This window comes from Megasphaera indica (assembly GCF_046614755.1).
Lineage (GTDB): Bacteria > Bacillota > Negativicutes > Veillonellales > Megasphaeraceae > Megasphaera > Megasphaera intestinihominis.
This window is the reverse complement of the sequence record NZ_JBKKJR010000016.1, coordinates 1-25912: the sequence shown is the minus strand read 5'-3', so window position 1 is coordinate 25912 and position 25912 is coordinate 1. Positions and strand designations below refer to the sequence as shown.

Genomic DNA, 25912 nt, shown 5'->3' with positions numbered 1-25912 from the left:
ATCTATCCTTCCATTTTTTGTAATTTCTGCAGTTCCTCATCATTGAACCATTGCCGGAACTGGCGGTCTGCTACGTCGTGCAGGGCTTCGTTTATCTCTTCGTAACGGGCCAGGATGATGTCGGCCTGCTTGGTCAGGACCGACCGGCCACCGTCTTTGCCGCCGACATAGCGGCGGATGAGGGGAAATCCCCAGATTTCTTCAGCGTTGCGCATGACCGTCCAGGCTTTGGAGTACGACATGGCCATATCCCGGGCTGCGCCCTGCAGGGAACCGTGGCGGCGGACACCTTCCAGCAGTTCGGCCACACCGGGCCCGAAAGCCCGTTTATCGCCCATGAGGCACAGTGTCACTTTGCAATGTAACTTCCCTTCTGCCATGGATCCACCTCCTTCAAGCGTTATTCGCGCTTACAAATAACGAACCTACTAAGCTCATTATACATGAAAATCTGTTAGCTGGCCATACTTTTTTTGTATCCCACATTGAAATCATCATCACCTCTACAAGTTGTGATATAATACCCTCATAATATACAAAAGGATGTGATAAGATGACAAAAACACTTCGTTCTTTATCGTTGGGACTCATTATCCTGGCCGGCGGCCGCAGTACCCGCATGGGCCGCGATAAAACAGCCCTTCCCTGGCACGACACGGATTTACTGACAGATCTGCTCCTGCGCAGCCAGGCTTATCCCTTTACAGAGCGCTTGCTTTCCATCAACCGTCCTTATGAATCGTCCCATTTACCCGCCAAATTAGCCCGCACAGTCCGCCTGGTCATAGACAATTATCCTGACTGCGGCCCCTTAGGCGGGATGGAGGCCGCCCTGTACAGCGGCCAGTGCGACTTCTATCTGGTCTTATCTGTCGACCTTCCCTTCTATGATTTTGCCCCCGTCCCGGATTTGGTCAAATTACTCCGGCGCCAGCCCAACCTGCAGGCCATCATACCCAGGACGAAAAACGGCCAGGACCAGCCCCTGGCCTCCTTATACAGCCGTCAGCTCCTTCCAGCCATTACGGACCATCTGCAAAAGGGCAATTACCGCCTGCGCCATCTGTATCAAGACGTGCCGGCAGCCTATGTCGATGAAACCTTCCGTTCGGCCTTATATTTCAATATCAATACGCCTGAAGCCTATGAGGCTGCCAAAGGCCGCGACACCAACAGCCGCCGCCAGGTACCCGTCGTCACCCTGACGGCACCGAAATCAGGCGATGGCAAGACGACAGCCGCTGCGTCAGCCATTACGGAACTGACGCACCGCGGCTATCAGGTCGCCTATATCAAGAGCAGCCATCACACCGTCGCCCGCCGCAAGACCGGCTCCGATACGGACCGGGCCCGCAAAGCCGGTGCCGTTTCCGTCTGTCTCTGCGGTCCGGCAGATTATCCCATGGGAACGCGGAAAGAAGATTATATTCTGGCCCTGTCCCAGCAGCAGCTGGCCGACCTGGTCCTCGTCGAAAGCCGCAGTCACGGTCCCTTTCCACAAATCGACGTGACCCAGGCCGATGACAACCAGCTGGTCAACAATATCTTATTCCTCACTGGCTACCGCTCGTCGGTGATATAAGCAGTTTGTTCTTTTCTGTCTTGCACCCTGCTAAAATAAGTCCTACACTGAGACTAGTAAAGCGTACCCCGTCCGTGGTATACTAAAAATCTCCAGTTTATGTAAAAGTGAGGTGTTACTATGTGTGCCTATAAGAAAATCGACACGGTCTGTCCCTACTGTGGCACAGGCTGCGTCATCACCTGCACGGTCGACACGGAAAAAAACCAGGTCATCGAAGCCAAGGGCTCGCCGCGCGGTGTCAACAATGAAGGCCGGCTCTGTCTGAAAGGGCTGTACGGCTGGGACTATCTGAATGACCCTCAGATCCTGACCAAGCGTATCCGCCAGCCGATGATCCGCAAAAACGGCAAGGGCACGCCCCTCGTCGAAGTATCGTGGCAGGAAGCCATCGAATACGCAGCGGCCCGCCTCAAAGCCATCATCAAGGAATACGGCCCGGATGCCGTCATGGGCGCCGGTTCGGCCCGCGGTCCCGGCAATGAGGCCGCTTACATTACGCAAAAATTCATGCGCGCCGTCGTCGGCACGAACAACGTCGACCACTGCGCCCGCATTTGACACGCTCCATCGGTTACCGGACTCGGTGAGTCCGTCGGTGAAGGTGCCATGTCTTTCAGCGTTCCCGAACTCGAAGACGCAGAAGTCATCTTCGATATCGGTTATAACGCGCCGGTCTCGCATCCCCTCGTCGCCCGCCATATCGTCCGGGCCAAGAAGAAGGGCTGCAAGATCATCTGTGTCGATCCGCGCCTGACAGAAACGGGCCGCATCGCCACCATTTACCTGCCTATCAAGGGCGGCACGAACATGCTCTTCCTCAATGCCATGGCCCACGTCATGGTCACAGAGGACCTGGTCGACCACGATTTCATCGAAAAGCATACGACAGGCTTTGCCAACTATGCCAAAGAAGTGGCCCAGGATAAATACGCGCCCGAAGCCGTCGCCGCAGCGACCCACCTCGATCCCGACGATATCCGCCGGGCAGCTCGCCTGTTCGCTTCATCAAAACATACCATGACCCTCTGGGGCATGGGCATCACCCAGTTCTCACAGGGCGTCGAATGCGTCATCGCCTGCTCCAACCTGAGTCTCATGACCGGCAACTACGGCCATTACGCCACCGGCGTCGGCCCGGTCCGCGGCCAGAACAACGTCCAGGGGACCTGTGACATGGGCGTCCTGCCCAACCAGTATCCTGGCTATCAGGACGTCACGGACGATGAAATCCGCCATAAATTTGAAAAGGCCTGGGGCGTTTCCCTGCCATCCCACGTCGGTCTGCCCCTGACCTATGTACCGGACAAAGTCCTGCGCGAACCGGACCCGAAGAAGCGGATCCACGCCTATTACATCATCGGCGAAGACCCGGCCCAGTCCGATCCGGACCTGCCGGAAATCCGCCGCACCCTGTCGGCTATCGACCTGGTCATCGTCCAGGACATCTTCTTCAACAAGACCTGCGAATATGCCGATGTCATCTTCCCGGCTACGGCCTGGGGCGAACACAATGCCGTATATACCTCCTGCGACCGCCGCTTCCAGCGCGTCCGCAAGCTCATCGAACCCCAGCCGGGCTGCAAGACGGACTGGGAAATCCTCTGCCTCATGGCAACGGCCATGGGCTATCCCATGCATTACGACAATACCGAGCAGATTTGGGATGAAATGCGTTCCCTGTGCCCGAAATTCGCTGGTGCCAGCTATGAAAAGATGGTCGAGAACCACGGCGTCCAATGGCCCTGCACGGAAGACAGCCCGGATGATACGGGGACACAATATCTCCACAAAGGTGCCCATTTCGCTACGGCCGACGGCAAAGGCCATTTCTACTACTATCCCTGGACGCCGGCCAAAGAACTGGAAAGTCCCGAATATCCCCTGTCCCTGTCTACAGTCCGCGAAGTCGGCCACTACTCCGTCCGTACTATGACCGGCAACTGCCGCCTCCTGGCCGACCTGGCCGATGAACCGGGCTATATCCAGATGAATCCCGAAGACTGCCGGGAACTAGGCATTGCCAATGGCGACCTGGTCCGCGTCGTTTCCAAACGGGGGCACACGATTACCCGCTGCCAGGAAACAGACCGCGTATCCAAAGGGGCGACGTATATGACCTATCAGTGGTGGATCGGCGCCTGCAACGAATTGACGTCGGCCGCTCTGGACCCGAAGAGCCATACGCCGGAATTCAAATACTGTGCCTGCCGCGTCGAAAAAATCGACGACCAGAAACAGGCCGAACACGATGTAAAAGCCCAATACGCCGCTATCCGCAGCCGCATGGGCATCGAAGTAAAGGAGGTGTAAACGATGTTTAAACACGTCAAGACGGACCCGGAACTGTGCATCGGCTGCAAGACCTGCATGGCCGCCTGTGTGGCCAGCCATACAGGCAAGGCCCTGTTCGCCCTCAAGCCCAAGAGCTTCGATTTCACGCCGCGGGTCCACGTCGTTTACACGTCGAAAGTCACCAAGGCCGTCCAATGCCAGCAGTGCCCGAAGCCGCGCTGTATGGAAGCCTGTCCGTTCCACTGCATTTCCCTGGGGCCCGACTCAGTCGTCATCGATGAAGAGGCCTGCCGGGGCTGCGGGAAATGTTCCCGCGCCTGTCCTTTCCAGGCCATCAACATGACCAAGATCTACCATGGCGATACCAAAGGCCGGCCCTTCCGCATCGTCGCCTACAAATGCGACCTCTGTGCCAATACGGAAACGGGGGAACCAGCCTGTATCCCGGCCTGCCCAACGGAAGCCCTGAGCCTCTTCGACCCGGCCGTCGTCGCCGCCCAGCGGGCTAAACTGAAAGCCCAAAAAGAAGCGGCCAAAACACAGTCCGCTTATGAAAAAGCATTGAAAAAAGGAAAGCCATAACTATGGAAATCGTCACGATTACCGAAGCAAGGCGCCGTCTCGACGGCGCCTTGTCTTCCTATGAAGCGAAAATAGAATATGTCACACCAAACCAGGCCCTGGGCCGCATCACAGCCCGGGACATTACGGCAGCCTGCGACTATCCGCCGTACCGTAAATCGCCCTTCGACGGCTATGCCATCCATAGCCATGGCGGAAATGCCTATGAAGTCGTGGCGACCATCGGCGCCGGTATCGTCTATGACGGCCCTGTTGCAGCCGGCCAGGCCGTACGCCTCATGACGGGCTGCGCCGTCCCGGATGATTGCGATACCGTCGTCCCCCAGGAATACGTCGAACGTCAGGGAAACCATATACGAGTAACGGAAAGCATCCCGCCGGGCAGCAACATCATCCCTAAAGGCGAAGAGTGCCGTTCCGGCGCCGTCATCATCCCGGCCGGGACGAAGCTCACAGCCGGTGCCCTGTCCGTCGCCGTCGGCCTGGGAAATGAACGCCTTCCCGTTTACGCCAAAACGAAGGTCCTCTTCCTGACGTCAGGACGGGAACTGGTCCTGCCCGGAGAAGTGCGGCACCATGGCCAGATTTACAACTCCAACGCCTATCTCTTCCAGCCCTTATTGGAACAGTACGGCGCAGAAGTCACCTTCTACCACGTATCGGACAGGCCGGACCAGCTGGCCGATGAAATGGCATCCGTCCGCCGCCTGGCCCGGGACAAGGACCTCATCGTCAGCACGGGCGGCGTCTCCGTCGGCCTCTATGACACGATGCCCCAGATTTACCAATCCCTCGGCGCCGTCCAACTTTACGACCGCATCACTATGCGGCCCGGTTCAGCTTCCTATGGCGGCGTCATTGAAACAGACGGCCGCCGGACGCTCATCCTCGGCCTGTCCGGCAATCCTTCGGCGTCGTTCAACGCCTTTCACTTGCTGGCCGTCCCCATCCTGCGCCGCCTCAACGGCGAAAGAAACAGCGAATTTCCCGTCGTCACCTGCCATTTAGGCGACGCAATCCATAAGAAAAATCCTGTCGACCGCTTCGTCCAGGGCCGCCTGACCTACGAACAGGGCCAGCCCATATTCACACCCAATACGACACTGACGTCCAGTGCCCTGCTGGGCCTTGCCCACACCAACGCTCTGGCGTATATAAAAAAAGGAACGCCCCCGTTGCCAAAGGGCGCTCCCATTGAAGTAATATTCCTATAACAAGGGCTTGTCGCACGGCGACAAGCCCTTGTTTGCACTGTAGGGGTCGCCACGTGGGCGACCCGTTAGAAATTGGGACGATTTTTTAGCAACCACTTCGGGAAATCGTACATATCCCGAAGCGGGCTCGCCACGTGCGAGCCCCTACATAAAAAAGCTGTCACACGAAGCCAAAATGCCTTCATGTGACACTTTTTTTATATTATAATAAAACCCGTTCTGGATGAGCAAATATTTTGAAAGAGTCAGGCCGCAAGCCGCAGGCCAGGGTAATCTGGTACTGCTCCGCCAGGGACACGCCCAGACTCGTCGGCAAGGCCCGCGATGCCAGGAAGCGCACGCCCAGGCCATGGACCTTTTCGATGACCGATTGGGGAACACGGCCGCTGAAGACCAGGACGGCCTGACTGACGTCGATGTGTTGTAATTCGACGAAGCCCCGCAGGCGGTCGAGGACATTGTGACGGCCGATATCTTCCGTATAGACGAGGACTTCATCGCCTTGGACCAAGGCCCCTTCGTGGACGCCGTGCGAGGCGTGATGTGCCGTCGATAAGCTGTCCAAGAGACCTCCATAGGAACAGAGCTTCTCTGCCGTAATCGGCGCAAAAGGCGGCTTTTCTACTGCCCGTGCCGTCCCAGCTTCCGTCGTGACCCAGGCCGCCCCATCATGCAGGCAGACACCGGCCAGCTTGCGGCCAGCCGGTATTTTCTCTTCGGCCAGGCAGTAACCCACAGCCAGGACATCGATATCTTCCGGCGAAGAAATGAGGGTACTGATACACCGCCCATCGAGATAGAGCGGCGTCATCACTTCGACGGCAATGGACTGCTTCTTAGCTGCTGCGCCTTGGTAATAGTCGATATAGGGCAGCTCCCGGCACGACGAAAAATGTAAGTCATTCTGATTCATCTTCACGAAAATTCCCCCTTCCCCATCCAGAGCAGGGCCGTCAGGACAGCGCCGCCGAGGCTGCGGGCCTTGTCGGAAATCGTAAAGCAATTCTCCCGTTCATCATCCCGCGGGTCGATGTCGGCTATCTTGAAGCCTTGCGGCACCTGATAGCCGTCACGGATCAGTCCCCGGACGAATCCCGTCAGCGACGCCAGAATCGGCGTCCCCATACATTCCGTCACAGCCATTCCAGAAGGGATGGGCTCTTCTGTCAGGACAGCCATGGGCTGTCCTTTTTTTACTTTATCGCCGATGTGGACCAATCCGTATACGAACCCGGCCTGCTGACTGTGGATGACGCGCTCCCTGCCGTAGCCGGCAATCAATCCGGGAATCCCCGTATTGGCAATGGCCGTGCCCTGCCAAATGATACGCCCCAGCTGGTGGCCCCGCTTGGTTTCAATGACGGCATCGACATCGACACCGGCCGTAAATCCCGGTCCCAAGGCCACGGTATGACGCGCCATACGCCGATTCGTCCCCAAGTTCTTCTTGGCCAGGATGGCATCGACGACGGCCCAGGGCTTCAGCGCCGCAATCGACACCCCTTCCGGGTCCACCAGCAAGGGAATGGCCTCGCCTTCCCAGGCCTTCCGGACCTCGGCCAAAGACTGACAGCGGCAGCAAGTCAGGTTCTCGACGGCAGCCGTCCCATCGTAGACGGCTTCACAGAGGGCCACCTGACGCCGGATAGCCGACGGCTTCTCCACTTCCAGCAGCAGCAGGCGGAACCCAGCCTCATACAAAGACTGGGCCACGCCCGTCGCCAGGTCCCCACCCCCGCGGATAATGACCAGTTTCTCTCTCATAAGACCACCTTTCCACATCGAAACATCAAACATCCCTATTATAAGAGTGCTTGTCGCAAGACGTCAAGCACTCTTTAGTTGTTAGTGGCTAGCAGACGGCTTTAAATTTAAGGCCCTCTTCTACAAACTACAAACTCTGTACTACAAACTTTTATTTCTTTTTCTTCCGGCTATACGGCGTCCCTTCTAAGGGCAATGTTGTCTGGAACTGGCCGTTCCATTTATAGTAGGCTCCGGCTACGGCAGGTGCCGTCGGGATGGATGTGATTTCGCCGACGCCGATGGCTCCATAGGCTACGTCGACGCCTTCTTTTTCTATGGGAATCGCTTCGACGTCAGGGGCTTTATCGGCCCGGAACAGGCCCAGGGTCCCGAATTTGGCCGTCGGTTTACAGTGGTCCAACGGATATTGTTCCGTCAGAGCATAACCGCAGCCCATGACGGTGCCGCCTTCGATCTGGCCTTCCAGGCTCTTGCGGTTGACGACGCGGCCGACGTCGTGGGCGGCGACCATTTTGCGGATAGTACCGTCGTCGTTAAGGATGCAGACGTGAGTGGCATAGCCATAGGCGACATGCGATACGGGATGGGGGACGTCAGCGCCCATCTTGTCGGTCTTGCCCAGGTATTCGCCGATGTATTCCCGACCGTTGAGGACATCTAAGTCGCTGCGGTTGAAGCGGACGGCGGCCGTAGCGGGCGATTCTTTTTCTACCGTTACGCCTTCCAGGTAGTTGCTGGCATGGCTCGTTTCTTCATAAGGCAGGCCCTTGGCGGCAAAGAGGTTGCGCCGCAGCTGGACGGCGGCCCGCCGGGCGGCTTCCCCGGTCAACGTCGTCTGCCGCGAACCCGACGTCGTACCGGCATCGGGTGAGGTCGCCGTATTGGGCATGTGCCATTTAATATCTTCAATGGGGAGGCCCGCTGCCTGGGATACCATCTGGACCAGGACCGTGCCGACGCCCTGGCCGATGCAGGATGCCGACGAGTAAATGTGTACCCTGTCGTCTTTGACGACCAGACGGCAGCGGCCATAGTCGGGCAGGCCGACGCCGACGCCGGAGTTCTTCAGGGCACAGGCGATGCCGACATAAGGCCCGCTGTGATAGTACGCCTCTTTGACGGCATCCAGCGTTTCGGCCAAGCCCGTCGACGGGTCGGCAATCTGGCCATTGGGCAGGATGTCACCAGGCCGGATGGCATTGCGATATCGGATTTCCCACGGGTCGATGCCGACCAGTTCAGCCAGTTTATTTAAGTTTAATTCCGTGGCAAAAATGGTCTGAGTGACGCCAAATCCGCGGAAGGCTCCGGCTGGTGGATTGTTAGTGTAAACGGCTGTCCCGTCGATGTCGATGGTCTGGTAGTTATAAGGCCCTGCCGCATGGGTACAGGCGCGCTGGAGAACGGGTCCGCCCAGGGAGGCATAGGCCCCGTTGTCGGTGACGGCGACGAGCTTCATAGCCGTCAGTTTCCCAGTTTCATCGCAGGCCGTCGTCATGTCCATGCTGAACTGATGGCGCTTGGGATGGATGAGGATGCTTTCCTGGCGTGTCAACTTCACTTTACATATCCGTTTACATACATAAGCGACGAGGGCAGCCAAATGCTGGACCGTCACGTCTTCCCGGCCGCCAAAGCCGCCGCCGACGAAGCAGTTCTCGACGATGACTTTTTCTTCCGGCAGGCCCAGCATGAGTGCCGTTTCCCGGCGCGTATCATAAATGCCCTGGTCCGACGAATAAACGAAGACGCCGTCATCAAAGGGCATGGCGACGGCACATTCCGGTTCCAGGAAGGCGTGTTCCGTCCATGGCGTTTCAAAGTGGTGCGTCACCTTATACTTCGAGGCGGCAATGACGGCATCGGCGTCGCCGCGGACCAGGTGTTCATGGGCCAGGACGTTCGTACCAGCCGACGGGTGTACCAGTGGCGCCCCTTCTTTCAGGGCGTCGGCTGCACAGGTCAGGGGCGGCAGTTCTTCATATTCGATATCGACGAGCTTCTTAGCCTGTTCCAGGATTTCCGGCGTTTCCGCAGCCACCAGGGCGATGGCGTCGCCCAGGAAGTGCGTCGTCGAGCCGACGGGGATGAGCGTATCCCAATCGGTCTTCAAATGGCCGACTTTGACGGAACCGGGGATATCGTCTGCCGTCAGGACGCAGACGACACCGGGCAGGGCCTTGGCCTTTTCCGTATGGATAGCCTTGACGACAGCCCGCGGATAAGCGCTGCGGATGGCACTGCCGTAACACATGCCGGGCAGGTCGACGGCGTCCAAATCATCTGTATATCTGCCAACGCCCAGGACTTTGGCCTTGACGTTGACGCGCTGGCAGGGATCGCCGACGCCGCGGTAGCCGCCGCGGACGGGAAGAGGCTGGTCCGTGCGCAGCAAATCCGCTGCCATAGCGATGGCGTCGATGATTTTCTTATAACCCGTACAACGGCAGATATTATTGCGGATGGCCGCGGCGATTTCCAGCCGCGACGGCGCCGGGTTGGCGTCGATGAGGGCCTTGCCGCACATGACCATGCCGGGGATGCAGAAGCCGCACTGGACGGCGCCGGCTTCGCCAAAGGCGTAGACGAAGACGTCTTTTTCCCGCTTGGACAGCCCTTCGACGGTCAACACGTGTTTACCGGCCATGCGGCTGACCTTTTGGACACATGTCTTGGTCGCCTTGCCGTCGATGACGACCGTACAGGTTCCGCAGGCCCCTTCACTGCAGCCATCCTTGACGGATTTCAGGCGCAGGTCATTGCGCAGGACGTCGATGAGCTTGCGTTCTCCATCGTCTTCTATTTCACGGCCGTTTACCCATAGTTTACATAATTCACTCATAATGCCACCTTCCTATAATCAAGATTATCTTTTATCGCGGAATCGATACAACAAGGTTCCATAGCCGCGTTTTCCACAGAATTGGTTGTCTTTGGCGATGATTTCGCCGCGGAGCATGGTCAGGCGGATCGTCGCCTGGACCGTCATGCCTTCATAGGGCGAATAGCCGCAGGTCGTGTGCAGGTTCTCCCTGGCAAAGGTCCGTTTGCCCTGCGGGTCGATGAGGATGATGTCGGCATCGCTGCCGGGCAGCAGCGTCCCTTTGCGCGGATAGAGGCCAAAGATTTTGGCCACATTGGCACTGGTCACCTGGACGAAGCGCTCCAGGGTCAGCCGGCCTTTCAGGACACCTTCACTGAACAGCAGGGGCATCCGTTCTTCGACGCCGGATACGCCGCCGGGACAGTTCCGAAAATCGCTGACATTCTCCTGTTTTTCAGCTATCGTAAAGGGGCAGTGGTCCGTCGCTACGGTCTGGACCGTCCCGTCAGCCAGGGCCTGCCACAGGGCCTGGTTGTCTTCGGCTTTCCGCAGCGGCGGCGCCAACATGTATTTAATGCCTTCCATAGGGCCGCCGTGACGGAACTTCTCTTCTGTCAGCAATAAGTATTGCGGACACGTTTCACTGTAAATATGATGCTGGCCTTGGCGCCGGGCCAGGCGCAGCTGATCCAGGCTCTCATGGGCCGACGTGTGGACGATATAGGCCGGCGCATCGCCACAAGCCCGGGCTGCCGCCAGGACACGGTTCACGGCTGCGGCTTCGGCCACGTTGGGCCGCGTCTTCGCCTGGCCGATGGGCTGCAGGTCCTGCGGTCCCAGGGCGTCCCGCAGGGCCTTGGTAATGCCGTCGCTTTCGGCATGGACCGTAAGCAGGCCGCCATGCTTCTTGATGACCGGCAGGAGCTGCATCAGTTCCTTCTCGCCGACGGGATAGCCATACGTCGTATAGGCTTTGAAACTGGGAAAACCTTCGTCGATGAGCTGGCCCAATTCCTGCAGGACCTGGTCGTCGACGTGCTGGATGACGCCATGGAAGCTGTAGTCGACCGGGCAGGGCACGGCCAGTTTCCGGTACCGTTCAAAGGGATAGCGCAGGGAACAGCCGGCCGGGCCAAAGGCCATATGGTCCAGGATGGTCGTCGTGCCGCCGCAGGCCGCTGCCACGCCACCGCTGTAAAAGTCATCGCACGCGCAGTACTGCGGCGACTGCTGCAGGTCCATATGGGTGTGGGCATCGATGCCGCCAGGGCAGACATAGAGGCCGTCGGCGTCGATGACCGTTTCATGACCATCGTGGACAGCCTTTCCTAGGGCCTGGATTTTTCCCTCCCGGACAGTAACGTCGGCCCGGAAATGCTCCCCTTCCAGGCAGACCGTCCCGTTTTTGATGACGTAATCCATGGCTTTCCCTTCTTTCTCTATTCAATCAGCAGGTAATCGTAATCGCGGCAGACCGTTTCCATGAAGGTCCGCAGGTCTTCCGGGATTGCTTCATCAGCCGTCCCTAAAGTCGTCGTCCGGATTTCTCCATCCAGGCGGACTTTACAGAAGCCGCTGGCCTTGTCGAGGACGGCAAAGCCCGAATTATCGCTGTGGTCTAAATCGTCTTCATTAGCGAAGAGTGTAAATTTATCTACATACGGCGCACCGCCCCAGGGACAGAAGGTCCGGCAGTTGCCACATTCGTTACACATGTAGTCGATATGCAGGATCTGAGCCTGCATATGGCCCGGTACCTGGATGGCTGCATTGGCCCGATTGGGGCAGACTTCCGTACAGACTTCGCAGACGCTGTCACAATGGAGGCAGCGGCCGTCACAGCCTGTTTCCGGTGCTGCTTCCAGGATACCCCGCTTCAAGTAAACGTCGTTTATATCAGCTGGAATCAGGGTATCGACACTGGCCATCTGGCCTAAAATGCCTTCCGCCGCCCGCTTGCCGTCGACAATACATTCGACGACGGATGTCGTCTTGCCGTAATGGCCATCGCCGATGACGGTCAGGCCTTCGATGGCGCCGGCCAGGGTGTCACCGATTTTCCCTTTGACGCCGCAGGCCGCCAGGATGATGTCATAGCCCTGCAATTCGTCGAGCGAGGCGATGGCCCTGCCGACGACGAGATGGACACCCATCTTTTCGATGAGGGCTACATCCTTGTCGATGGCTTCTGGTGAAATCTGTCCTTTCTTTTCACACAAGAAGGTCCGCACCAGGCCGCCAGGTTCGTCGTTCTTATCGAAGACGGTCACATCCAGGCCGCCGCGGGCCAGGAAATAAGCCGCCGACAGTCCGGCCGGACCGGCGCCGATGACAGCCGCTTTTCTCCCATTGGACGGCGCAGCCTGCAAAGTCGTCATGACGCTGGCATAGCCTTTTTCAGCAGCTATCAGCTTATTGCGCCGGATTTCAACAGGGGCATCGCAGAAATTGCGCGTACAGCTGTTCATACAGGTATGGTAGCAGACGGTCCCCGTCGTAAAGGGCAGGGGATTCTTTTCCAGAATAATCTGCAGGGCCTGGTCATATTTCCCGGCGGCGACGAGGTCCATATAGGCCGGGATATCCTGATGGATGGGGCAAGTCTGGCTGCACGGTGCCATGAAGCAGTCCATCAAGGGCAGTGCCTGGTCGTTCTTGCGCTGCTGGGCCTTCGGGTCCAGACGGGCATAGTGGGCATCATCCTGAGCCTTAGCCAGCAAGTCATCCAGGGCCTTGACGTTTACACGAGTAAACGCCTGTCCACGCTGACCTTCAAAACACTGTGCCAGCTGGGCAAAGCGTTCATAGCCACCGGGCTTGAGCAGCGTCGTCGCCACCGTGACCGGCCAGATGCCGGCCCGGACGATATTCTTGATGTTGTGGGCATCGGCACCGCCGCTGTAAGAAATACGCAGGCTGCCGTCAAAGGCTTCACTCAGCTTCTTGGCCACATTCATGGACAGGAAAAAGAGGGGCTTGCCGGACATATACATTTCCGTCCCCGGCAATTCATGGCGCGTAATGTCGACGGGGAAGGTATTGGTCAGTTTGACGCCGAACAACAGGCCTTCCTCTTTACCCGCTTCCTGCAGCCCCTTGAGCATGGGTACGGCATCACGGTACTGTAAATCCGCCTTGAAATGGCTGTCATCGAAGACCATATGGCCATAGCCCAGGTCATCCATGCATTTCCGGACGAAGTCATAGCCCAGTAAGGTCGGGTTGCATTTGACGAAGGTATTGAGGTGTTTTTCTTTCAGTAAATAGCGGGCAATCCGTTCGATTTCATCGGGCGGACAACCGTGCATGGTCGAGACCGTGACAGAGTTGCAGATTTCTGCCGGAATGGCTTCGACGTCTTCCCGACGGAGTTTCTGGAACCGGTCCAGATGGGCCAGGAGCCAGGCTTTGCACTCGGCAAAGATAGCCGTATGGGATGCGTCTTTCAGATTTTCGATGAACGAATCGATTTTTGCCGTCTGTATCCCTGCCAGGTCGTAGCCGACGGACATGTTGAACTGCATCCCGTCCGGACTTCCTAAGCCGTATTCGACGGCCATGACGTGGACCAGGAACCAGGCCTTGACGTATTCTTCCAGGGCCTTAGGGACGGTCAGTTCCGTCGACCATTCGACATTGTAACATTCATCGTTGGCCTTGATGCAGGGTTTGGGAACGGGCAGGTCTTCGCCGTCGATTTTCTGGACCGTCTTCAGTTCAAAGAAGCGCGCTCCCGCCGCATAGCCGGCAGCGATATTCTGGGCCAGCTGGGTATGGGGACCGGCAGCCGGGCCAAAGGGCATTTCCAGCGGTCTGTCAAAGATAGTATATGTCCGATTCGGGTCGGCCTGTAGGCGATGGTGGACGCCAAAGATCGTCCCTGACGGCGCTTCGGTCAGGACCCAGTTCATCAATTTTCCAAAGGGAATGGATGTCATGCGATCACTCATGATAGATTCCTCCTTATAAATATCCATTAATGCGTCCGGCCAGGGTCGCTGCGCCTTCGCGGATCTTAGCCATCAGGGCTTCTTCATCGACACCGGTGAGCCGGCGGTTTTCCATGAGGACTTTGCCATTGGCAATGGTCGTGACGACATCGTGGCCGCTCATGCCGAATAAGATGTGACTGTTGATGTTTTCTTCATTCATCGGCGTCGGGGCAATGTAATCCATGACGATGACGTCGGCTGCAGCCCCTTCTGCCAGTACGCCTAAGGGCTTCCTGAAATAGCGGTTGGCCATGGCTGCGTTATTATAGAACAGCATCTGCGGTACTTCAGCCCAGGCGGCTGTAGCGTCACAGAGATGGTGTTTGTGCAGGATATTGGCGACTTTATAGGACTCAATCATATCGTGCGTATAGCCATCGGTCCCCAAGCCGGTCAGGATGCCGCGGTGGACCATGTCCATCGTCGGCGGGCAGCCACAGGCATTGCCCATGTTCGATTCCGGATTGTGGACGACCATGGTATCTGTCGCCTTGATGAGGTCCATTTCGTGGGGATTGACGTGGATGCAGTGGCCAAGCAGGGTCTTGGACCCTAAGATATTCCAGTCATAAAGGCGGTCGATAATGCGTTTACCGTGTTTCTTCAGGCAATCCTGCAAGTCTTCGATGCCTTCGGCGACGTGGATGTGATAGCCCACGCCGTCCGGTTTATGTTCGGCAGCCAGGGCCATCGTTTCATCGCTGATGGTAAATTGGGCATGCATACCCATCATGCCGGCAATCATGTCCGTCGTGTCGGCCTGAGCGTGGCGGATCCAGGCTTCATTCTCCAGGACTGCCTGGCGGGCTTTTTCCTGGCCGTCGCGGTCGGAGACTTCGTAGCACAGGCACGAGCGGACGCCCAGTTCCTGCGCCGCCTGACCGATGGCAAAGAGGCTGTCCTTGATTTCACCAAAGCTGGCGTGATGGTCGAAAACCGTCGTCACGCCGTTCTTGATACATTCGACATACGTTTCCATGGCGCTCATATAGATCAGGTCATTGGTCAAGTGACGGTCGATGTTCCACCACAGGCCGTCGAGGATGTCCAGGAAGCCCTTGGGCGCATAGCCGTCGATATTCATACCCCTGGCCATGGCGCTGTAAATATGCTCGTGAACGTTGATGAAAGCCGGCATGATGACACCGCCTTTAGCATCGATGAAGTCCGCATCGGGAAAAGCCTTGCGGATTTCAGCTGTCTGGCCGACGCTGCAGATTGTCGTGCCGTCTATGGCTACGGCGCCATCAGGGAAATATTGATTCTTCGCGTCGCGGGTAACGACGTGACCATTTCCGACGATTAACATAAGTATACCTCCTCTATGCTATACAAATCATAAATCATAAGGTTTCTTGCAGTTAATGTATGTTATTTATGTCATTCTCGTATCTATCTTAATAGTAACCCGTTCCGCCTTACCTGTCAATTTTTTTTTAGTCTAAAAATTTTTTATTATCTTTTTGTTATAGCCTGTAATGGAAAGATGTTTTTTCGACATACCTTTTTTCACCAAGGGCGTTGATTTATCCCGAAAATATGCTATAGTAACAGTACCTAAAAAATTTTTAGCAGATAAGCTAATAATCTGTTTTTGATATGAGAAAGAGGTGCCCCCTATGTTAGACGACGTCGTCCTCAACTTCTTGCGTCACTTAGCCAAAGGCCTGGCAGACCAATTCGGCCCGAACTGTGAAATCGTCATCCACGACTTGAGCGATAATTACAAGGAAAATTCCATCGTCGCCATCGAAAATGGCCACGTCACCAACCGCAAAGTCGGCGATGGCCCGTCCATGGCCGTCCTCGACGCCCTGCGCAGCGATCCCGACAAGCTCCAGGACCATACGAGTTACCTGACCAAGACCAAAGACGGCCGCATCCTCAAGTCGACGACCATTTACATCCGCAATGAACAGCAAAAAGTCATCGGCATCTTCTCCATCAACTATGACATTACCGAACTGATGATGGTCGAAAATGCCATCAAGCCGCTCATCTCGGTCACGTCCAAGGAAGATAATGTCAGCCGCATCCCGCAGAACGTCACGGACCTCCTAGATGAACTCATCGACGAATCGACGCGACAGGTCGGCAAACCTGTCCCCCTCATGACACGGGAAGACAAGATCAAAGCCATCAAATTCCTCAACGACCGCGGGGCCCTGCTGATCACCAAGGCCGGTGACAAAATCTCCAAACACTTCGGCATCTCCAAATACACCCTGTACAGCTACATCGACAGCGGAGAAGAGTGAGATTAAAGGGCTGTCGCACGAAGGCTTCTATCATCATGCAAGATTCCTTTCTCTTTATCGTTTATAGTACGGAGTTTGTAGTTTGTAGAAGCTGGCTTTAAATTTAAAAGCCTTCACTAAAAACTACAAACTGCAAACTTAATACTCAAAAAAGGACTTGTTGCACATGCGACAAGCCCTTTTTCTATGCCCAAATGTAACAGTTCTCTTTCTGTCATTGCAAAAAAAGTGTAGATACCTAACAAATTTTTAGCTCTTTTCTATTGCAAATCTGTAAGGTCATGTTATACTCTAGGTATACAAAAAACTTTTAGATTTGCTAAAATATTTTTTCAGTTTATCTTTAGGAGGTACGGATATGAAGAAAGATATGAAATGGGCTATGAACCATCTGCCCAAATCAGATGATAAAAATTTGCCGATCATGTCCCTCAGCGAAGTCGCCAAGGCCCGGACATTCCACCAGAGTTTCCCGCAATACAGGGAAACGCCGCTGACCCGGCTCACACAGATGGCCCGCTACCTGGGCGTCGGTTCGATTTTCGTCAAAGATGAATCGTACCGCTTCGGCCTCAATGCCTTCAAAGTCCTGGGCGGTTCCTATTCCATGGCCAAGTACATCGCCAAGGAAACGCACCGCGATGTATCGGACATGCCTTATGACGTCCTGACGTCAGATGAGCTCCGCCAGGAATTCGGCCAGGCAACCTTCTTCACGGCAACCGATGGCAACCACGGCCGCGGCGTCGCCTGGGCCGCCCAGAAGCTGGGCCAGAAAGCCGTCGTCCACATGCCGAAAGGCACGACCCAGACGCGGCTGGAAAACATCAAGAAACTCGGCGCCGACGTCGACATCCTCGACCTCAATTACGACGATTGCGTCCGCCAGGCAGCCAAAGAAGCCGCCGCTACGCCGCACGGCGTCATGGTCCAGGACACGGCCTGGGACGGCTATGAAGAAATCCCGTCGTGGATCATGCAGGGCTACGGCACGATGGCCATGGAAGCTGGCGAACAGCTGAAGGCCCAGAGCGTCGAACGGCCGACGCACATCTTCGTCCAGGCCGGTGTCGGTTCCCTGGCCGGTGCCGTCGTCGGTTACTTCGCCAACCTCTATAAAGACAATCCGCCGAAATTCATCGTCGTCGAAGCATCGGCCGCAGCCTGTCTGTATAAAGGTGCCGCAGCCGGTGACGGCAAGCCCCGCATGGTCGGCGGTGACCTGGATACCATCATGGCCGGCCTGGCCTGCGGCGAACCGAACACCATTTCCTGGGACATCCTCAAGAACCATGTGACGACCTTCATCGCAGCCGATGACCCCATCACGGTCCGCGGTATGCGTATGCTGGCAGCGCCCCTTAAAGGAGATGCGCCCATCGTATCCGGTGAATCCGGTGCCGTCCCCTTCGGCACCCTGGCTACGATCATGTTATCCGACGAATGTAAAGACCTGCGCGCTGAACTCGGCCTCGACGACCATTCACAGGTCCTGGTCTTCTCGACAGAAGGCGACACGGACCCGGAACGCTATAAGAATATCGTCTGGCGCGGTTTGAATAAGTAAAACATTATATAAGATATAGGAGTGATTTTCATGACAGTACCGTACGAAAAAATCAAAGAAGCCGCCAAAGGCTATGAACAGGATATGACCCGTTTCCTGCGGGACATCGTTAAATTCCCCGGTGAAAGCTGCGGCGAAAAGGAACATATCGACCGCATTGCCGAAGAAATGCGCAAACTCGATTTCGATAAAGTGGAAATCGACCCCATGGGCAACGTCCTGGGCTACATGGGCACCGGCAAGACCCTCATCGGCTTCGACGCCCACATCGACACCGTCGGCATCGGCAACAAGGCCAACTGGGATTTCGATCCCTACGAAGGCTTTGAATCGGAAACGGAAATCGGCGGCCGCGGCACGTCGGATCAGCTTGGCGGCATCGTTCCTGCCGTCTACGGCGCCCGCATCATGAAGGACCTGGGCCTCCTGTCCGACAAGTACACCGTCCTGGTCACCGGTACGGTCCAGGAAGAAGACTGCGACGGCCTCTGCTGGCAGTACATCATCAACGAAGACAAAGTCCGTCCGGAATTCGTCGTCTCTACGGAACCGACAGACGGCGGCATCTACCGCGGCCAGCGCGGCCGTATGGAAATCCGCATCGACGTCCAGGGTGTATCCTGCCACGGCAGCGCGCCCGAACGCGGTGATAACGCCATTTACAAGATGGCCGATATCCTCCAGGACGTGCGGGCCCTCAACGAAAATGACGCAGCCGACACGACGGAAATCAAAGGCCTGGTCAAGATGCTCGACAAGAAATACAATCCCGAATGGGAAGAAGCCAACTTCCTCGGCCGCGGTACAGTCACGTGCTCCCAGATTTTCTATACCTCGCCGAGCCGCTGCGCCGTCGCCGATTCCTGTGCCGTCTCCCTGGACCGCCGCATGACGGCCGGCGAAACGTGGCAGAGCTGCCTCGATGAAATCCGGGCTCTGCCGAGCGTCCAGAAGTACGGCGACGATGTCAAAGTCAGCATGTATGAATACGCCCGCCCGAGCTACACCGGCCTGACCTATCCCATCGAATGTTACTTCCCGACATGGGTCATCCCGAAAGACCACAAAGTCACCAAAGCCCTGGAAGAAGCCTATACCTCCCTCTTCGGCGACAGCCGCATCGGCACTGCCGAAACGGAAGCCATGCGTAAAGCCCGCCCCCTGACGGATAAATGGACCTTCTCGACTAATGGCGTTTCCATCATGGGCCGCAACGGCATCCCCGTCATCGGCTTTGGCCCCGGCGCAGAAGCCCAGGCCCATGCACCGAACGAAAAGACATGGAAACAGGACCTCGTCACCTGTGCCGCCGTCTATGCCGCATTACCTTCTGTATACACCGATAAATAATCACATCCCATAACGATTAAAAGGAGACTGCCCTATGAAAACCTTACAGGACTACATCGATAAATTAAATGCCCTCAATTTCAAAGACATGTATGAAAACGACTTTTTCCTCACCTGGGACAAGACCGATGACGAACTGGAAGCCATCTGGGTCCTGGCCGACGCCCTCCGCTTCATGCGGGAACACAATATTTCCACAAAGATTTTTGAAAGCGGCTTAGGCATTTCCATCTTCCGCGATAATTCGACGCGGACCCGTTTTTCCTTCGCCTCGGCCTGCAATCTCTTAGGCCTGCAGGTCCAGGACCTGGACGAAAAGAAGAGCCAGATTGCCCACGGCGAAACGGTCCGGGAAACGGCCAACATGATCTCCTTCATGGCCGACGTCATCGGCATCCGCGACGACATGTACATCGGCAAAGGTCATGCCTACCAGAAAGAAGTCGTCGATTCCGTCACGCAGGGCTATAAAGACGGCATCCTCGAACAGAAACCGACGCTGGTCAACCTCCAGTGCGACATCGACCATCCGACTCAGTGTATGGCCGACGCGGCCCACATCATCCACGAAATGGGCGGCCTGGAAAACCTGAAGGGCAAAAAAATCGCCATGACCTGGGCTTACTCCCCGTCCTATGGCAAACCCCTCTCGGTCCCGCAGGGCGTCATCGGCCTCATGACCCGTCTGGGCATGGACGTCGTTCTGGCTCATCCCGAAGGCTATGAAGTCATGCCGGATGTCGTCGACGTCGCCAAAAAGAACGCTGAAAAATCGGGCAGTTCCTTCCGCATCACCCATGACATGGCCGACGCCTTCAAAGACGCCGACATCGTCTATCCCAAGAGCTGGGCTCCCTTTGCAGCCATGAAAAAGCGGACCAACCTCTATGCCGCTGGCGACCAGGCCGGTATCGACGCCCTGGAACAGGAACTCTTAGCCCAGAACGCGCAACATAAAGACTGGTGCTGTACAGAAGAATTGATGAAGACCACGAAAGACGGCAAAGCTATGTATCTCCACTGCCTGCCGGCCGACATCAACGGCGTCAGCTGTGAAGACGGCGAAGTCGAAGCCTCTGTCTTTGACCGCTATCGCGATTCCCTCTATAAAGAAGCCAGCTACAAACCCTATGTCATCGCCGCCATGATCATGCTGGCCAAATGCCAGGATCCGGCTCAGACCCTGAAAGCCTTAGAAGAACGCGGCATTCTGCGCAAAATGAAATAATTTGACCGCCAAAAGTGCCGGTCCTCCGGACCGGTGCCTTTTTCATCCCCCTGTCATGCGTTTTACTCATTATTTATAAAACTTTTGCACACATAAAAGGAGATTTATCATGACCGAGAAAAAGAAACGTATCGTCATCGCCCTCGGCGGCAACGCCCTGGGAAATACACTGCACGAACAGATGCTGGCCGTCAAGACGACAGCCAAAGCCATCGTCGACCTCATCCAGGAAGGCTGTGAAGTCATCGTCGCCCACGGCAACGGCCCGCAGGTCGGCATGATCAACCACGCCATGGCCGCCCTGAGCCGGGAAGACCCGAACCAGCCCAACACGCCGCTGTCGGTCTGTGTCGCCATGAGCCAGGCTTACATCGGCTATGACCTGCAGAATGCCCTGCGCGAAGAAATGTACAACCGCGACATCTTCGACATCCCCGTCGCCACCATGGTCACTCAGGTCCGCGTCGACCCGGAAGACCCGGCATTCAAGAACCCGTCGAAGCCCATCGGCCATTTCATGACCAGGGAACAGGCGGAATACGCTGCCAAAGAATACGGCTACATCGTCAAGGAAGATGCCGGCCGGGGCTGGCGCCGCGTCGTCGCCTCGCCGCTGCCCCAGGAAATCATTGAAATCGGCGCCATCCAGACCCTCGTCGATTCCGGCCAGCTGGTCATCGCCTGCGGTGGCGGCGGCATCCCCGTCATGCGCCATGGCAACCACCTCAAAGGGGCCAGCACCGTCATCGACAAGGATTTCGCCAGCGAACGCCTGGCCGAAGACCTCCATGCCGACTACCTCATCATCCTGACAGCCGTGGAAAAAGTCGCCATCCATTTTGGCCAGGCGGACGAACAGTGGCTGTCGGAAATGACTACAGACCAAGCCCGGCAATATATGGCTCAAAATGAATTTGCCCCTGGTTCGATGCTGCCCAAAGTCCAGGCCGCCGTCAAATTCGCCGAATCCCGTCCCGGCCGGACAGCCTTGATCACACTGCTCCAAAAAGCCAAAGAAGGCATCCTCGGAAAGACGGGGACCCGCATTTACCGGGCCTAAAGGAGGCGCATCATTGTGGAAAAACTGCCTATTTCAAACAGCCGGAGCGCCTCGCTCTTTTCCATGGATGGCATCCCTCATTTCTTTGAAGCCCTGCCCCTGGCCCTGCAGCACGTCGTCGCCATGATTGTCGGCTGCGTCACGCCAGCTATCATCGTCGCTGGGGCCGCCGGCCTGCCCCAGCCCGACCGGGTCCTGCTCATCCAGGCCTCCCTGATTGCCGCGGCTATCGGTACCTGCTTGCAGCTCTATCCTATCGGCCGCCGGACAGGGCTTCATTTCGGAGCCGGTCTGCCAGTCATCTTTGGCGTCAGCTTTGCCTATGTGCCAACCATGCAGTCCCTGGCCAGCGAATACGGCGTAGCCGCCATTTTAGGGGCCCAGATATTTGGCGGAAGCTGCGCTATCTTAGTTGGCCTGGCTATCCGCCGTATCCGCCATTTTTTCCCGCCTCTCGTAGCCGGGACCGTCGTCTTTACCATTGGCCTGTCTCTCTATCCCATTGCTATCAACTATATGGCCGGCGGCGTCGGCAGCCCGACCTACGGCAGCTGGAAGAACTGGGTCGTCGCCTTGTTCACACTGGTTGTTGTGATATTTTTCACAAACTTTGGTAAAGGCCTGCTGCGCCTGGCTTCCATTCTCGTCGGCATCCTGGCCGGTTATATCCTGGCACTGACCATGGGTATGGTTCAATTCGACAACGTCGCTAATGCCGGTTATCTCCAGGTCCCCCAAGTCCTGCACTTCGGCCTGGAATTCGACATTCCCGCCTGTATCGCCATTTCCGTGCTCTTCATCATCAACTCCGTCCAAGCCATTGGCGACTTCTCGGCGACGACATCGGGCGCCATGAACAGGCCCCCGACATCAGATGAACTGCACGGCGCCCTTCTGGGACTGGGGGCGACGAATATCCTCGGCGCCTTCTTTGGCTTCCTGCCGACGTCGACCTTCGGCCAGAATGTCGGCATCGTCACGACGACGAAAGTCATCAACCGGGCTACGCTGGCCCTGGCGGCCATTATCATCCTCATCGCCGGTATCGTGCCTAAATTTTCCGGCCTCTTGACGACCATTCCCTACGCCGTCCTCGGCGGAGCTACCGTTTCTGTTTTCGCCTCCATCGCCATGACCGGTATCCGCCTGGCTCTATCCGATGGAGCGACACCGCGCAACATGTCCATCATCGGCCTGGCCGTCGCCATGGGTATGGGCCTGTCGGCTGCGCCTGAATCGCTCTATCTCTTCCCGGCCTGGGTGACGACGATTTTCGGCAAAGCCCCTGTCGTCATCGCTTCGATCATCGCCATCAGCCTGAACCTCATCCTGCCCAAACGCCATGGAAGGCCTAGTGAGAATCCTTCGGCTCAAGGATCTGACTGATTCCCTGTTGCACGTAATGGATGAATTTCTTGACTGCCGGTGATGCCCCATCCCGGCTGGGAATGGCAATGCCAATGGTAATCGTATGGGGCGGATCCATGGGAAGGATAGCCACGCGGCCCTGCCACTGTGCCGTCATGAGGCGATTGTTCATACTGACGCCCAGGCCGGCTTCGACCATGCGATAGGTCGTATAGTTATCGATGGCTGTATATCGCGTTTCATAAGAAATATGTTCTTCCTTGAGGATCCGGACGACATCCGTATCCTGCTGCGGCAGTGGTTCAATAAAAGATTCATGACACAACTGCTTCAACGGGTATACCTCGGCTCGTGCCAAGGGATGATTTTCCGGAAGCCACATGACCATTTCATCTTCACATAAGGGGATCCAGTCTCCGGAAAAAGGGCGCCACGTCGTGATACAACAATCGAAGCGCCCTTCTTCCAATCCATCGCACATCACTTTATTGGCGCATTCCTCGATGTGGACGTGGACTGCCGGATAGGCCTGCTGGAAAGCCTGTATGATCTGCGGCAGCCAGTTGGCGGCTACACTGAAATAAGAGCCAATGTAAATATCCCCGGCCGTCAATCCCCGGATCTGGGCACTGTACTGCAACAAAGCATCTTCATCGCGGATGAGGCGGCGCAGATAAGGGAGCACTGCCTGCCCTTCACGGGTCAGATAAATGCCTTGTGCCGTCCGCCCCAGCAGGGGAAAGCCGATTTCTTTTTCCAGCGATGCAATGGACCGCATGACGCCAGACGGGGTATATCCCAATCGTTCGGCAGCTGAAGAAAAACTGCCCGCCTGGATGACTTGCAGCAAGAGCCTGCATTTTTCCGTATTCATGTCTATCACCTTTGCCTTTTTATCAAAACTATATATATTATTTTGCTATTCTCTCCATACTACTTTTATCGTATCATAAAAGCAAGAAAAAAGTAAGGAGGGACTTTTTCATGAAACAAAGAAATGCAGAAATACTGCTCATTATCGTCATCGCTTCGCGCAGCATTTCCTATCTCCTGTCGAAAATCGGACTGAACGGGATACCGCCTTTAGAATTACTGGCAATCCGCTTCGCCCTGACGACACTTATCCTGCTGCTGCTCTTTCACCGCCGCCTCCCGCTGTTGACGCGCCAGCTATGGAAGGCTGCCGGCCTCTTAGGGACCTTCCTCTTCGCCTGCATGGCCTGTGAACTCATCAGCCTGACGACAATTCCCTCGTCGACAGCGGCCTTCCTGGAAAATACATCCGCCGTCTGGGTCCTGATCCTAATGGCCGTCGTCAGCCACCATTGGCCGGGAAAGCAAGTCCTGACGGCTACGAGCCTGCTCCTTATCGGCATCGCCTGTCTTACCCTGCAAGGCGCCGTCTTCCATCTGGCACCGGGAGAAATCATCTGCCTGACCGGTTCCGTCTTCTACGCCATTTGGATCTGCCTGACCGCCCGCCTGGCCCGGCAGTACGACCCATTGCTGCTGGGGATCTTGCAAATGGGATTCCTCGCCGTGTACAGTACAGTAGGCATGGTCTTATTTGAAAGCCCGGCCGTTCCTGCCGATACGACGACGTGGGGTGCCATCCTGGCCCTGGTCTTCATCTGTTCCGTCTTTGGCTTCACCTTCCAGCCCGTCGCCCAAAAGTATACCAGCGCCGAAAAAGCCGGCCTGTTTACAGCACTGAACCCGCTCATCGCCGCCGTCCTGGGCGTCATTTTTCTGGGCGAAACCTTTACGCCCGTCCAATTAGCCGGAGCCATCTGTATCCTCCTGGGCATCATCATCGTCCAGCTTCCCGAAAAATATCGCTGCAAAACGCATAGCTGTCAAAATGGATGACACCTGCCTTGACAAAACACCTCCGCCCGGCCTATGCTGAATGCGGAGGTGTCTTTATGAAAAAAAATCGTCTTATCGCAGCCGGACTCTTAGGCCTATTGTGGCTTCCCGGCCTGGCACTGGGCCAGGAAGAAGGCGTACAACAAGCCAAGCCAGCAACGGTATGGCAGGACCTGTATTACAGTCGCCAAGGAAAAAAAGACCTCATCATCAGTGCTGATGACAAAGTCCCTCATTCTTTCTACGGCCTGCAGATTGGCGACAAAAAAAGCGACGCCCTGAAAAAGCTGCGTCCAGCCTTCAAATTCATGTATGAACTCAAGGCCATCGGTAACGAATACCTCCTGTCCGACGTCGTCTACCCGGACTATTACCTGACCATCATGTTCGACGAAAAGGGCCGGGTATTCATGATAAGCTATCAAAAAAACCAAAAATACGAATTGCTGTAGAACGGCGTTTAAAGAAAACATTATTCGCAGGCCGCCGGTCGCAGTTAGCAGACGGTCCACCGGGCCGCATTCGTAGGGGACATCCTCTAAGCCTTTTTGGCCCGTCAGGTGCCGACCAGCAGGAGGCGCAGGACGGCTGCCAAAACGGACAGCTGTGGCTAGGCGTCCCGTTGTGAGAATCCCGCGAAATGCTGTTCGGAGAAAACGCCATTCGCAGGCCGCAGGCCGCAGTTCGCAAAACCATGCCTCATGGACCTGTTATGTATATCACCATTTATTCGCAGCGGGCCGCCTTAACAAGTCGGCCCCTACGCTGCGGCCATAAGGTCGCAAAAACGAGCCACGAGCCACTAACAACGAACAACAAAAAAAGCACTAGCCTAAGCTAGTGCTTTTTTTCTTAATCAGCGGCTTCCTATCCTCCCAGGGGGCCTCCCCCCAAGTACTTTCGGCGTTTGCGGGCTTAACTGCTGTGTTCGGCATGGGAACAGGTGGATCCCCGCA

Annotated in this window: 20 protein-coding genes and 1 rRNA gene; 12 read left to right on the top strand and 9 right to left on the bottom strand. The window is 56.3% G+C overall.

The genetic code is table 11. The annotated features are described in order from the left end of the window. Window positions 1-2: 2 nt before the first annotated feature. Complete coding sequence (locus tag ACFCTO_RS08660; protein WP_302485385.1) at window positions 3-380, bottom strand: winged helix-turn-helix domain-containing protein; 378 nt, start codon at window positions 378-380, stop codon at window positions 3-5. Between the two features lie 173 nt (window positions 381-553). On the opposite strand from ACFCTO_RS08660, the gene ACFCTO_RS08655 reads away from it, so the two are divergent. The 4 genes from ACFCTO_RS08655 to ACFCTO_RS08640 all read left to right on the top strand — a co-directional run bounded on the left by ACFCTO_RS08655 (window position 554) and on the right by ACFCTO_RS08640 (window position 5673). Next, window positions 554-1582 (top strand): molybdopterin-guanine dinucleotide biosynthesis protein MobB, encoded by a 1029-nt coding sequence (locus tag ACFCTO_RS08655; protein ID WP_492000750.1) that lies wholly within the window; start codon window positions 554-556, stop codon window positions 1580-1582. 120 nt (window positions 1583-1702) lie between these two features. Further along, on the top strand, window positions 1703-3895 hold the full coding sequence (fdhF, locus tag ACFCTO_RS08650) for a formate dehydrogenase subunit alpha (protein WP_499876737.1): 2193 nt from the start codon (window positions 1703-1705) through the stop codon (window positions 3893-3895). Window positions 3896-3898: 3 nt separating this feature from the next. Then, on the top strand, window positions 3899-4459 hold the full coding sequence (locus tag ACFCTO_RS08645) for a 4Fe-4S dicluster domain-containing protein (protein WP_204904834.1): 561 nt from the start codon (window positions 3899-3901) through the stop codon (window positions 4457-4459). 2 nt (window positions 4460-4461) lie between these two features. Further along, entirely contained in the window at window positions 4462-5673 is a 1212-nt protein-coding gene (locus ACFCTO_RS08640) for a molybdopterin molybdotransferase MoeA (RefSeq protein WP_292299992.1), read from the top strand. A 202-nt stretch (window positions 5674-5875) separates the two neighbouring features. Here ACFCTO_RS08640 and ACFCTO_RS08635 read toward each other — a convergent pair whose 3' ends face one another. The 6 genes from ACFCTO_RS08635 to ssnA all read right to left on the bottom strand — a co-directional run bounded on the left by ACFCTO_RS08635 (window position 5876) and on the right by ssnA (window position 15565). Continuing rightward, window positions 5876-6586, bottom strand: a complete 711-nt coding sequence (locus tag ACFCTO_RS08635; protein WP_499876747.1) for a formate dehydrogenase accessory sulfurtransferase FdhD — start codon at window positions 6584-6586, stop codon at window positions 5876-5878. 2 nt (window positions 6587-6588) lie between these two features. Beyond that, window positions 6589-7437 carry a selenium-dependent molybdenum cofactor biosynthesis protein YqeB gene (gene yqeB, locus ACFCTO_RS08630; protein ID WP_292299990.1) on the bottom strand — a complete coding sequence of 283 codons (849 nt, stop codon included), beginning with the start codon at window positions 7435-7437 and terminating at the stop codon, window positions 6589-6591. 151 nt (window positions 7438-7588) lie between these two features. Further along, entirely contained in the window at window positions 7589-10282 is a 2694-nt protein-coding gene (gene xdh / locus ACFCTO_RS08625; protein ID WP_499876736.1) for a selenium-dependent xanthine dehydrogenase, read from the bottom strand. Window positions 10283-10306: 24 nt separating this feature from the next. Further along, window positions 10307-11686: a dihydropyrimidinase gene (hydA, locus tag ACFCTO_RS08620; protein WP_481325470.1), complete on the bottom strand. Its 1380-nt coding sequence runs from the start codon at window positions 11684-11686 to the stop codon at window positions 10307-10309. 17 nt (window positions 11687-11703) lie between these two features. Next, window positions 11704-14214, bottom strand: coding sequence for a putative selenate reductase subunit YgfK (gene ygfK / locus ACFCTO_RS08615; RefSeq protein WP_499876735.1), 2511 nt, complete (start codon window positions 14212-14214; stop codon window positions 11704-11706). A gap of 13 nt (window positions 14215-14227) precedes the next feature. Beyond that, complete coding sequence (gene ssnA, locus ACFCTO_RS08610; protein ID WP_492000754.1) at window positions 14228-15565, bottom strand: putative aminohydrolase SsnA; 1338 nt, start codon at window positions 15563-15565, stop codon at window positions 14228-14230. A gap of 310 nt (window positions 15566-15875) precedes the next feature. On the opposite strand from ssnA, the gene ACFCTO_RS08605 reads away from it, so the two are divergent. From ACFCTO_RS08605 to ACFCTO_RS08580, 6 genes are all read left to right on the top strand, one after another. After that, window positions 15876-16514 (top strand): helix-turn-helix transcriptional regulator, encoded by a 639-nt coding sequence (locus ACFCTO_RS08605; RefSeq protein WP_499876734.1) that lies wholly within the window; start codon window positions 15876-15878, stop codon window positions 16512-16514. Between the two features lie 358 nt (window positions 16515-16872). Next, complete coding sequence (gene dpaL, locus ACFCTO_RS08600; protein WP_492001192.1) at window positions 16873-18081, top strand: diaminopropionate ammonia-lyase; 1209 nt, start codon at window positions 16873-16875, stop codon at window positions 18079-18081. 30 nt (window positions 18082-18111) lie between these two features. After that, window positions 18112-19431: a YgeY family selenium metabolism-linked hydrolase gene (locus tag ACFCTO_RS08595; RefSeq protein WP_492001193.1), complete on the top strand. Its 1320-nt coding sequence runs from the start codon at window positions 18112-18114 to the stop codon at window positions 19429-19431. A 34-nt stretch (window positions 19432-19465) separates the two neighbouring features. Further along, window positions 19466-20659 carry a knotted carbamoyltransferase YgeW gene (gene ygeW, locus ACFCTO_RS08590; protein WP_492001194.1) on the top strand — a complete coding sequence of 398 codons (1194 nt, stop codon included), beginning with the start codon at window positions 19466-19468 and terminating at the stop codon, window positions 20657-20659. Between the two features lie 109 nt (window positions 20660-20768). Next, complete coding sequence (gene arcC / locus ACFCTO_RS08585) at window positions 20769-21719, top strand: carbamate kinase (RefSeq protein ID WP_499876733.1); 951 nt, start codon at window positions 20769-20771, stop codon at window positions 21717-21719. Window positions 21720-21734: 15 nt separating this feature from the next. Then, window positions 21735-23105, top strand: a complete 1371-nt coding sequence (locus ACFCTO_RS08580; protein WP_444320970.1) for a uracil-xanthine permease family protein — start codon at window positions 21735-21737, stop codon at window positions 23103-23105. Here the strand turns inward: ACFCTO_RS08580 and ACFCTO_RS08575 are convergent. Then, entirely contained in the window at window positions 23071-23961 is an 891-nt protein-coding gene (locus ACFCTO_RS08575; RefSeq protein WP_492001196.1) for a LysR family transcriptional regulator, read from the bottom strand. The two genes, ACFCTO_RS08580 and ACFCTO_RS08575, sit on opposite strands and share 35 nt — an antisense overlap. 110 nt (window positions 23962-24071) lie before the next feature. On the opposite strand from ACFCTO_RS08575, the gene ACFCTO_RS08570 reads away from it, so the two are divergent. Together ACFCTO_RS08570 and ACFCTO_RS08565 are read left to right on the top strand one after the other, a co-directional pair. After that, on the top strand, window positions 24072-24956 hold the full coding sequence (locus ACFCTO_RS08570) for a DMT family transporter (RefSeq protein ID WP_072983190.1): 885 nt from the start codon (window positions 24072-24074) through the stop codon (window positions 24954-24956). A 56-nt stretch (window positions 24957-25012) separates the two neighbouring features. Continuing rightward, complete coding sequence (locus ACFCTO_RS08565; protein WP_499876732.1) at window positions 25013-25408, top strand: hypothetical protein; 396 nt, start codon at window positions 25013-25015, stop codon at window positions 25406-25408. Window positions 25409-25810: 402 nt separating this feature from the next. Here the strand turns inward: ACFCTO_RS08565 and rrf are convergent. Further along, a 5S ribosomal RNA gene (gene rrf, locus ACFCTO_RS08560) occupies window positions 25811-25912 on the bottom strand; the annotation flags it as partial.